Raw genomic sequence first — 2422 nt, 5'->3', positions numbered from 1 at the left:
CGGATGGACCGGTCGCGTTCGGTAAGGTCGCGCGGGTGACGACGCTGCGACTACGCCCGGAGGGCCCCGCCGACGAGCCGGCGGTGGCCCGGGTGCTGGCCGCCGCCTTCGCCCGGCCCGACGTGGCCACCCCGCCGGAGGTCGGCCTGGTCGAGGAGCTGCGGCACAGCCCGGCGTGGATTCCCGAGCTGGCCATGGTCGCCGAGTACGGCGGCGAGGTGGTGGCGTACGCGCTGCTCACGCGCGTCGGCGTACGCACCGACGACGGCCGCGTGTGGCCGGCGCTGGCGCTGGGCCCGGTGGCTGTGGCACGGCACCGGCAGCGGCTCGGTCACGGCACGGCGGCGGTGCAGGCGGCGCTCGACGCCGCGACCGAGCTGGGCGAACGGCTGGTGGTGGTGCTGGGCGACCCGGCGTACTACCGGCGGTTCGGGTTCGGCCCGGCGGACCGGCTGGGCCTGACCAGCCCGTGGTCCGGGCTGGGCGAGCCGTGGCAGGCGCTGGTGCTGCCGCCGTCGGCGAGCGAGGAACCGCCACCGCCGTCCGGCGAGGTGGTCTTCCCACCACCGTGGTCGCGGGTCTGAGCGGTCGCGGCCGTCACGCGGGCTGGGTGCGCAGGTAGCGGCCGAAGTGCGGGACGGTGAACGCCACCGTCCCCCGCTCGCCGGAGTAGATCAGCCCCTTCTTGATCAGCGCGTCGCGGGCCGGGGAGAGGCTGGCCGGCTTGCGGCCGAGCGCGCGGGCGATCTCGGCGGTCGGCACCGCGGCGTCCATGTCGTCGCGGCGGCCCTCCGCGCCGTCCACCAGCGCCAGCGTCGCCATGGCGCGCATGTACTCGCGTTCGGCCGGGGTGGCCCGCTCGAACCGGGAGCCGAAGAACCCCACCGCCAGTTCCGCCTCCGCCTCGGGCGCGGCGACCCGGACGTCCGCCGCGGTGATCGGCGAGCGGGGCGCGTGGTCCCAGGTGGCCTTGCCGTACGCCTGGACGAAGTAGGGGTAGCCGCCGGACTTCTCGTAGAGCAGGTCGAGGGCCTTCTGCTCGTACTCGACCTCCTCCCGCTCGGCCGGCGCGCAGAGCGCCTGGTCGGCGGCGATCCGGTCGAGCCGGTCGATGCGCTGGTAGCGGTAGAGCCGCTCGGAGTAGGACTTGGCGGCGCTGAGCACCGCGGGCAGGTGCGGCAGTCCCGCGCCCACCACGATGAGAGGCGCGCCGAGCTGGGACAGCTCGTGGCAGGCGGCGCAGAGCGCGGAGACGTCCTCGGCGCCGACGTCCTGCATCTCGTCGATGAAGATCGCGATGCCGGTGCCGACGTCGGTGGCGACCGTCGCCGCGTCGCTGAGCAGTTCGACCAGGTCGATCTCGATGTCGCCGGAGTCGGCGCGTCCGCTGCTCGCGGGCACGTCGATGCCGGGCTGCCAGCGGTCGCGCAGCTTGGGCGCCGCGCCGCCGCGCCCGGTGGGGGCGGAGCGTTGCGCGAAGGCCTTGAGTACGCCGAGGAAGGCGTCGATCCGGTCCGGGGCGCGGTGCCGGGGCGCGAGTTCGCGGACCGCCATGTGCAGCGCGGCGGCGATCGGGCGGCGCAGCGACTGGTCCGGCCGCGCCTCGATCTTGCCGGTGCCCCAGAGGTGGTTGATCGCCTCGGACCGCAGCGTGTTGAGCAGGACGGTCTTGCCGACGCCGCGCAGCCCGGTGAGCATCAGGCTGCGTTCGGGCCGGCCACGCGCGATGCGTTCCAGCACCACGTCGAACACGTCCAGTTCCCGCCCCCGCCCGGCGAGTTCGGGCGGGCGCTGGCCGGCGCCCGGCGCGTACGGGTTGCGGACCGGATCCACGAATCGCACAGTATCGGCTTCTCTAGCGGCCAGGCTAGACGTGCGTAGAGGCGGCTACCGCGTGTCGGTCTCGACATAAAACTAGGGCTGTCTAGCGTGGAAGCTAGACAGCCCTAGTTTTGGTTACCGACGAGCCGGGGCGTCAGTGGCGCGTCAGCGGCGCTTCAGGCAGAGCACGAAGTCGAGCGTGTCCAGCTCACTGTCGAAGAAGTACCAGTCGGTGTACCCGTCGACCTTCCCGCACTTCGCCTCCGCGTCCTTCTTGCCGCTCGTCGCGCCGTCGATGCGCCGCAGCACCTCGTACGTCTTCGGGGCGCAGTCGGCGATCACCAGCTTCGGCTGACCGCCGCCACCCTCGTTGGCGACGCACTGGCCCGCCTTCACGAAACGCGGATCGGTCGAGGAGGCCGGCGCGGGCGCGGTCGGCGTGGCCTCCGCCGGATCGCTCGGCGCCGCCTCGGTCGGATCAGCGGCCGGCGTGGTGGCCGCCGTCGTCCCGGCGGTCGGGCTCTCCTCGTCCCGGCCGAGCATCCAGTACGCCCCGGCGCCGCCGAGCAGCAGCACCGCCAGCACGACCACCACCACCAGC

At 73.8% G+C, this 2422-nt stretch carries 2 protein-coding genes and 1 pseudogene; 1 reads left to right on the top strand and 2 read right to left on the bottom strand.

Features of this window, described 5'->3' with window-relative positions:
* The first annotated feature begins 35 nt into the window (after window positions 1–35).
* Complete coding sequence (locus KBX39_RS28960; RefSeq protein ID WP_043330817.1) at window positions 36–584, top strand: GNAT family N-acetyltransferase; 549 nt, start codon at window positions 36–38, stop codon at window positions 582–584.
* Between the two features lie 13 nt (window positions 585–597).
* On the opposite strand, the gene KBX39_RS28955 is transcribed toward KBX39_RS28960, so the two are convergent.
* Complete coding sequence (locus KBX39_RS28955) at window positions 598–1833, bottom strand: ATP-binding protein (protein ID WP_210873580.1); 1236 nt, start codon at window positions 1831–1833, stop codon at window positions 598–600.
* 153 nt (window positions 1834–1986) lie between these two features.
* Window positions 1987–2422, bottom strand: a pseudogene (locus KBX39_RS28950) (flagellar basal body protein FliL); the annotation flags it as partial.

The organism is Micromonospora sp. D75 (genome assembly GCF_018070405.1).
GTDB lineage: Bacteria > Actinomycetota > Actinomycetes > Mycobacteriales > Micromonosporaceae > Micromonospora > Micromonospora chalcea.
This window is presented reverse-complemented; position numbering and strand designations above follow the sequence as displayed.